Annotated in this window: 8 protein-coding genes and 2 pseudogenes; 7 read left to right on the top strand and 3 right to left on the bottom strand. The window is 67.2% G+C overall.

Annotation, left to right across the window (positions count from 1 at the left end):
* Positions 1-144 precede the first annotated feature (144 nt).
* Positions 145-918: a C40 family peptidase gene (locus ABGA94_RS20680; RefSeq protein ID WP_053497133.1), complete on the bottom strand. Its 774-nt coding sequence runs from the start codon at positions 916-918 to the stop codon at positions 145-147.
* A 131-nt stretch (positions 919-1049) separates the two neighbouring features.
* Entirely contained in the window at positions 1050-1589 is a 540-nt protein-coding gene (locus ABGA94_RS20675) for a C40 family peptidase (RefSeq protein WP_005418044.1), read from the bottom strand.
* A gap of 111 nt (positions 1590-1700) precedes the next feature.
* On the opposite strand from ABGA94_RS20675, the gene ABGA94_RS20670 reads away from it, so the two are divergent.
* The 7 genes and pseudogenes from ABGA94_RS20670 (at position 1701) to ABGA94_RS20640 (ending at position 7254) form a co-directional block, all read left to right on the top strand.
* Complete coding sequence (locus ABGA94_RS20670; protein WP_005418041.1) at positions 1701-2183, top strand: peptidylprolyl isomerase; 483 nt, start codon at positions 1701-1703, stop codon at positions 2181-2183.
* Between the two features lie 99 nt (positions 2184-2282).
* On the top strand, positions 2283-3527 hold the full coding sequence (locus tag ABGA94_RS20665) for a DUF418 domain-containing protein (protein WP_375368003.1): 1245 nt from the start codon (positions 2283-2285) through the stop codon (positions 3525-3527).
* A 26-nt stretch (positions 3528-3553) separates the two neighbouring features.
* A pseudogene (locus tag ABGA94_RS20660) lies at positions 3554-3715 on the top strand (amino acid dehydrogenase); the annotation flags it as partial.
* Positions 3712-5070, top strand: a complete 1359-nt coding sequence (gene gorA / locus ABGA94_RS20655) for a glutathione-disulfide reductase (RefSeq protein ID WP_375368002.1) — start codon at positions 3712-3714, stop codon at positions 5068-5070. The pseudogene ABGA94_RS20660 and the gene gorA, both read left to right, overlap by 4 nt.
* Positions 5071-5230: 160 nt before the next feature.
* Positions 5231-6151, top strand: coding sequence for a DMT family transporter (locus ABGA94_RS20650; protein WP_005418025.1), 921 nt, complete (start codon positions 5231-5233; stop codon positions 6149-6151).
* Positions 6058-6486: an MGMT family protein gene (locus ABGA94_RS20645; RefSeq protein ID WP_372484192.1), complete on the top strand. Its 429-nt coding sequence runs from the start codon at positions 6058-6060 to the stop codon at positions 6484-6486. Before ABGA94_RS20650 ends, ABGA94_RS20645 begins: the two co-directional genes overlap by 94 nt.
* Before the next feature lie 93 nt (positions 6487-6579).
* The gene (locus ABGA94_RS20640) at positions 6580-7254 is read left to right on the top strand and encodes a rhomboid family intramembrane serine protease (protein ID WP_095377638.1); all 675 of its coding nucleotides are present in this window, start codon (positions 6580-6582) and stop codon (positions 7252-7254) included.
* Positions 7255-7345: 91 nt separating this feature from the next.
* Here the strand turns inward: ABGA94_RS20640 and ABGA94_RS20635 are convergent.
* Positions 7346-7459, bottom strand: a pseudogene (locus ABGA94_RS20635) (MotA/TolQ/ExbB proton channel family protein); the annotation flags it as partial.

The raw sequence follows: 7459 nt of genomic DNA, 5'->3' as shown, positions 1-7459 counted from the left end.
GGAGGCAGTGCCGACCAACGGTCGGCACCCACCAGGGCAGGCGGCGCGATGCCGACCAAGGTCGGCACCTACCGGGGGCGCAAACAAAAAAGCCGCTGCGGGGCAGCGGCTTCTCGCATCAGGCGGCGCCGTAGCGCCAGCGGGTCAGAGGTCGACCCGGCGGGCCTGCATGAACTTGTTGCCCCAGTAGCCACTGAGCAGGGTGTCCACGCGGACGTCCTTGCCGGAGCTCGGTGCGTGCAGGAAGCGGCCGTCGCCGACATAGATGCCGACGTGGTCGACGCGGCCCTTGCGGCCGAAGAAGACCAGGTCACCTGCGGCCAGCGCGGTGCGATCGTTGATCAGTTCGGCGTTGTCATCGTGGGCCATCTCGCGCGAGACGCGCGGCAGCTCGATGCCCAGGGCCGAACGGAACACATAACCGACCAGGCCGCTGCAGTCGAAACCGCTGTCCGGGTTGCTGCCACCCCAACGGTACGGGGTGCCCAGCAGGGTCATCGCGCGGCGCAGCAGCGACTGCACCTTGCCGTTGTCGGCGGCGGTACCGACAACGCTGCCATTGGCGGCGCTGCTGGTGTCGTAATTGGCGAGCAGGCGGCTGAGGTCGCCGGCCACCACGGCCGAGCGGTCCATCAGCGGAATGGTGTCGTTGGCGGCCAGGTGCGGCAGCAGGGCGGCCAGTGTGGCACTGGCGGCGGCATCGACGCGGCTGCGCTGCGGAGCGGCAGCCTCGGCCTTGGCGGCCGGTCGGGCGGCGCTCTCGGCCACCGGGGCCGGGGGCACATCGGAACGGTTCGGAGCGGTCTGCGACCAGGCCGGAAGGCTGGTCAGGCACAGTGCCAGGCCAAGCAACAACGGGCGGGCACTGCGTGAAGATACGGAAGTCTGGCCTTCGCTTTTCAGGTCGTCAGTCGTCACGCGTCGGTCACAGGAAAAAAACGATGGGGCATCATGCCCTGTAAAAGCGCCGATAAGTTAAAAATTCCGTTAGTAAAACGTTATTGCGGTAGTGATTTCCGTCACAGTTTTGAACATATCGCCTGTTCATTTTAGCGAAGGACGCGTTTCGCCCCCGTGTAGTGGTCTTTCCAATAGGGGCCGCTGAGCGAGTCGAGGCGTACCGTTCCGCCGGTACTCGGCGCGTGCACGAAACGCCCCTCACCTACATAGATGCCGACATGGGTGACGCTGCCGCGGCTGCCGAAGAACACCAGATCGCCGGTGGCCAGGCGCTGCGGATCGATCTTCGGGCCCTGTACCGCGGCCAGGTCGCGCGAGGTGCGCGGCAGTCGCAGGTCCAGCATTTCCCGATAGACATAGGCGACCAGGCCGCTGCAGTCGAAGCCCGAATCCGGGGTATTGCCGCCATAGCGGTAGGGCGTGCCGACCAGGCTGATGGCCCGCATCAGCACCGAGTTGGCGGCCTCGGGGTTGTCCGGCACGGTCTTCGGCCAGTTCGCCGTCGGCGGCGGCGGCGCCGGGCGGGTGGCCTTGCCGCCTCCACAGGCGGTCATCAACACGGGCAGGGCCAGCAACAGGGCCGGGGCGAGAAACCGGCGCGGGCCGGACGAAACTGGCGTGATGTGCATGATCTCCGGATAATGCGCCACCTTGGATTGGCCGTCATGATGGCGGCGTCCCCGCCGGGCGACAACCCGCCCCAACCCGCCTGCCTCCGGCAGATCCAGACAGAGTTGCGCATGAAGATCGAAAAAGACCGCGTTGTCCGCTTCCACTACACCGTTTCCGAAGTCGGCCAGGAGCCGATCGAGTCGTCCAAGGACCGCGGCGAGCCGCTGGCGATCCTGATCGGCCACGGCAACATCATCCCGGGCCTGGAAAACGCCATGATGGACAAGGAAGCCGGCGCGACCTTCAACGTCGACGTCAAGGCGGCCGATGCCTACGGCGAGCGTCGTGAAGGCCTGTCCCAGCGCGTGCCGAAGAAGCACTTCGGCAACACCAAGCTGGCCCCGGGCCAGCAGGTCGTGCTGCAGACCAACTTCGGCCCGCGTGCGGTGACCGTGCAGAAGGTCGGCATGAGCGTCGTCGACGTCGACCTGAACCACCCGATGGCCGGCAAGGACCTGCACTTCGACGTCGAGATCGTCGACGTGCGCGAAGCCGGCAAGGAAGAGATCGACCACGGCCACGTCCACGGCGACGGTGGTCACCAGCACTGATCGCAGCGCGATCGTGATGGATGCAGCGGCCCGCTTCGGCGGGCCGTTGCGTTTCTGGAACACGGCGCGGCCATCCATGGCGTACGGGCCGGCGGCATAATGGCGGACCTGCCTGACGGACGCCCCGTGAACGCCGCTTCTCCTTCCCTGCAGCCGGTCGCTTCCGGCGAACGCATCGCCGTGCTGGACGTGCTGCGCGGTGCCGCGCTGCTGGGCATCCTGCTGATGAACATCGAGGCCTTCAGCGGACCGCTGGACCTGGCCTTCACCGGCATCGACGTGCATTGGCAGGGCATCGACTACTGGGCCGATGCCTTTGTGTACGTGTTCGTGCAGGGCAAGTTCTTCACCCTGTTCTCGCTGCTGTTCGGCGCCGGCTTCGCGGTGATGGCGCAGCGCGCTGAGGCCGCCGGGCGCGACTTCACCCCGTTCTATCTGCGCCGCAGCGCTGGCTTGCTGCTGATCGGCCTGTGCCACGCGCTGCTGGTCTGGTCCGGCGACATCCTTGTGATGTACGCGTTGGTCTCGTTGCCGTTGCTGGCCTGCCGGGAGGCGCCGCGCAGCTGGCTGCCGTGGATGGGCGTGACCGTCTATCTGGGCGGCGTTGCGCTGATGCTGCTGGTGGGCGCGATGGTGTCGATGGCTTCGACCGAAGAGGTGCGGGGCATGCTTGCCGAGGCGCAGCAGAGCATCGACCTGCAGCGGCAGGTGTACGGGCAGGGCAGCTGGGCGCAGGCCACTGTGCAGCGCCTGAGCGAGTTCGGCACCTCGATGGGCGCGCTGCTGATCACCGGCCCGGAAGTGCTGGGCATGTTCCTGATCGGCAGCTGGTTCGCCGGCAGCGGCGCGTTGGCGACGCCGGAGCGCTTTCCGCGGCTGTACGCGGTGCTGCGTTGGGGGGCACTGCCGCTGGGCCTTGTGGTCACGCTGCTGGGTGTTGCCTGGAAGCCCTATCTGGCGCCGGGTGCCTACGGCCTGCCGGCGACGGCGGCGATGGCGCTGGTGACGATCGGTGGCCTGCCGATGTGCCTGGGTTACCTCGCGTGGATCGTGCATTGGCGTGCGCGGTTGGCCTGGCTGGCACCGGTCGGGCGCATGGCGCTGACCCACTATCTTGCCCAGTCGCTGCTGTGTACCTGGACCTTCTACCAGTATGGCCTGGGCAGGTTCGAGACGATGCCGCGCAGCGTGCAGCTGTTGTTCGCGCTGCTGCTGTTTGCCGCGCAGGTGGTCTTCTCGCACCTGTGGCTGCGCCATTTCCGCTTCGGCCCGATCGAGTGGATATGGCGTGCGATGACCTATCGGCAGTGGCCATCGATGCGGCGCAGCACGGAGCAGGGGTGAGCGATGGGCACGCATGCGCTGTGCCGATCGGCCGCGCGCCCGCGCATCCTCACGTCTGGCTTGCAGCGGGGCATGGCATGCTCGGCATCAGCATGAGCGCCGGCACCGGCCAGCTGATCGCCGATCTCGTCTGCGGCCGCACGCCAGCGATCGATCCTGCCCCTTACCGACCCGAGCGATTCCGATGAGCACTGCACCTTATGATTACGACCTGATCGTCCTTGGCGGCGGCTCCGCCGGCCTGGCCGGCGCCATCCGCGCAGCACAGCATGGCAAGCGCGTGGCGATGCTGGAACCGGGCGAACTGGGCGGAACCTGTGTCAACGTTGGTTGCGTGCCGAAGAAGGCGATGTGGCTGGCGGCCGACCTGCACGAGCGCATCGGCCTGGCCAATGCGATGGGCTTCGATGTCGAGGCACGCCCGGCGCTGTCGTGGAAGGAGCTGGTGATCCATCGCCAGGCCTACATCACCAACATCCACACCAGCTACCGCAAGCGCCTGGATGAAACCGGCGTGGTGCGCATCCCTGCGCGCGGCCGTCTGCTCGATGCGCATACCGTGGCCTGCAGTGACGGCGTGCATTACAGCGCCGAGCACATCCTGATCGCCACCGGCGCGCATCCGCTGCGCCCGGATATTCCCGGCGCTGAACTGGGCCTGGTTTCCGATGACTTCTTCGATCTGCGTGCGGCACCGGCCGAGGTGGCGATCATCGGTGGCGGTTACATCGCGGTGGAGCTGGCCGGCCTGCTGCAGGCACTGGGCAGCAAGGTCAGCCTGCTGGTGCGCGGCCAGCGGCTGCTGGATCGCTTCGATTACGAGCTGACCGATCAGCTGGCCGAGAACCTGAAGCAGCAGGGCGTGCGCATCCATTTCGGCTATCGCCTGCGCGAACTGCAGCGCGATGGCGAACGCGTACGTGCGTTCGGTCATGACGGCCCGATCGACAGCGTGTTCGATGCGGTGTTCTTTGCCACCGGCCGCCGCGGCAACAGCCGTGATCTGGGCCTGGAAGCGCTCGGCATCGGCATCGGCGAGCACCAGCAGGTGGAGGTGGACGAATGGCAGACCACCTCTGTGCCGAGCGTGCACGCGGTGGGCGACATCGCTGGCAAGGTCGGCCTGACGCCGGTGGCGGTGGCCGCTTCACGGCGGCTGATGGACCGCCTGTTCGGTGGACGTCCGCAATCGAAGATGGATTACGAGAACGTGGCCAGCGTGGTGTTCTCGCACCCGCCGCTGGGTGCAGTGGGCATGAGCGAAGAAGAAGCGCGCGCGCGTTTTGACCAGGTGAGCGTTTACCACAGCCGTTTCCGCCCGATGCTGCAGGCGCTGGCCAACGGCACCCAGCGCAGCCTGTTCAAGATGGTGTGCGCGGGCCAGGAAGAACGGGTTGTTGGCATCCATCTGCTGGGTGAAGCGGCCGACGAGATCCTGCAGGGCTTCGCGGTGGCGGTGAAGATGGGCGCGACCAAGGCCCAGTTCGACGACACCGTGGCGATCCACCCGACCTCGGCCGAGGAAGTGGTGCTGATGCGCTGACCTGGGCGGTTGTAGCGCCGAGCCTATGCTCGGCTGCTTTTCGCCCCGCCTTGGCGGAGTCGGGCGCGGGCTCGACGCTACAGGATAGCAGGCGCCCCTATGCGACAATGGGCGCCCCCAACGTCTTACCGGGCCGCTCTGCGCGGCCCGCCGTCGTCCGATGTCCACTCCCGCTTCCCGCATCGCTACGGCTTCCCCGCGCATCGCGCTGGGGGGTATCGGCCTGGCCGCGATCGGCGCCATCGCCGCCTCCGGCAAGGCCATCATCGTCAAGCTCGGCCTGCGTCATGGCGTCGATGCCACCTCGCTGCTCGCCCTGCGCATGCTGATGGCGCTGCCGCTGTTCGTGCTGATGGCACTGTGGGCTGCGCGCCGGGCAGAGCCGCTGTCCTGGGCCGACCGCGCCCGCGTGCTGTGGCTGGGCTTCACCGGCTACTACCTGTCCAGCCTGCTCGATTTCCAGGGCCTGCAGTACATCAGCGTGACCCTGGAGCGGCTGATTCTTTACTTGAACCCGACCCTGGTGTTGCTGATCAACGTGCTGCTGGCACGGCAGCGGCCGGGCCGCTGGCAGATCGGCGCGCTGGTGCTGAGCTATCTGGGCGTGCTGCTGGCCTTTGGCCACGATCTGCAGCGCGAAGGTGGGCAGATCATCGTCGGCAGCCTGCTGGTGCTGGGCAGTGCGCTCAGCTACGCGCTGTACCTGTTCGGCAGCGGGCAGGTGGTGGCACGCATCGGCGCGGTGCGGTTGACCGCCTACGCCAGCTGCGTGGCCAGCGTGCTGGTGCTGCTGCACTTCGCGGTGACCCATCCGCTGCCACTGCTGTGGCAGGCACCGGCACCGGTGCAGTGGCTGTCGTTGGTCAATGCCACCGTGTGCACGGTGCTGCCGGTGCTGGCGATCATGCTGGCGGTGCAGCGCGTGGGTTCGTCGCTGGCCGCGCAGGTCGGTATGCTGGGCCCTGTTTCCACCATCGTGATGAGCCTATGGCTGCTCGACGAACCGATGGGGCCGGCACAGATCGCCGGCACCGTGCTGGTGCTGATCGGCGTTCTGCTGGTGACCCGCCTGCGGCGCTGACGCCGGAGCAGGCGCGTGCGCGCATCCTGGCGGTGATCCGCGCGATCCCGGCGGGGCAGGTGATGGGCTACGGCCAGGTGGCGATGCGCGCGGGCCTGCCCGGGCGTGCGCGCCTGACCGCGCGCATCCTGGGCCAGAACGACGACCCGGACCTGCCCTGGCACCGCGTGCTGCGCTCGGATGGGCGCATCGCCATGGAAGAAGGGTCGGCGGGCTGGCGCGAGCAGTCGCAGCGGCTGCGTGCCGAGGGCGTGGTGGTTGAGAACGGCCGGGTGCGGATGCCCACGACCGATCCGGCGGTTGTGCTGGATGCTGCCGTTTGGGGCCCGGGCTGAGCATCGCTGGCGACTGAACAGGCCGGACCTGCCGGTCGCCAACAAGGCGCGGTGCTGCGGCTATGATGGAGGCCGTTCCATGCCGGTGCTCCCATGTTCCCGCGTCTGCCAACCGTCACCAAGGCCCTGCTGATCGCCAACGCGATCCTGTTCCTGCTGCAGCAGCCGTTCCTGCTCGGCATGCAGACCTTCGAGCCGTTCATGCTGCAACCGCTGCAGCAAGGCTTCGATGCGTTCTCGCCGGGCGGCAACTTCCAGCCGTGGCAGCTGCTGACTTACGGTTTCCTGCATGGCAGCTTCATGCATCTGTTCTTCAACATGCTGGCGGTCTTCATGTTCGGCGCGCCGCTGGAGCAGACCTGGGGCGAAAAACGCTTCCTGCTGTATTACCTGGTCTGCGTGGCCGGTGCCGGTGTCTGCCAGCTGCTGGTGGGTACGCTGCTGGAGAACCCGGCCACGGTGCTGGGGGCCTCTGGCGGCGTGTTCGGCCTGCTGCTGGCCTACGGCATGCTGTTCCCGAACCAGCGGGTGATGCTGCTGTTCCCACCGATCCCGATGAAGGCGCGCACCTTCGTGATCCTGTTCGGCGTGGGCGAACTGGTGCTGGGCATGACCGGCTGGCAGCCGGGAGTGGCCCACTTCGCGCACCTCGGCGGCATGCTGTTCGGCTGGTTGCTGATCCGCTACTGGCGAGGGCAGCCGCCGTTCAACAAGCGCCGACCGCCCGGCCCACCGAAGCGCCCGAACCATCTGCGCAGCGTCAAATGATCCGAAGGATCATTTTCGAACGCACCGCGCTGTACGCGCACGAGCACGGCTACGACACCATCAGTTCGTCGCTGGGTGACGCGCGCCGCAATCAGCGGACGCGCGAACCGGTGGCGAAGAAGTCGTGCAGGTCGTGCGCGAAGGTATCGAACTTGCTGATGGTCGCGCTGTTGATCTTGCTGAAGAAGTTGAAGGCGAACACGGC

The organism is Stenotrophomonas sp. 3diitr2024, from assembly GCF_042136455.1.
In the GTDB taxonomy this organism is placed as follows: Bacteria; Pseudomonadota; Gammaproteobacteria; order Xanthomonadales; family Xanthomonadaceae; genus Stenotrophomonas; species Stenotrophomonas sepilia.
This window is presented reverse-complemented; position numbering and strand designations above follow the sequence as displayed.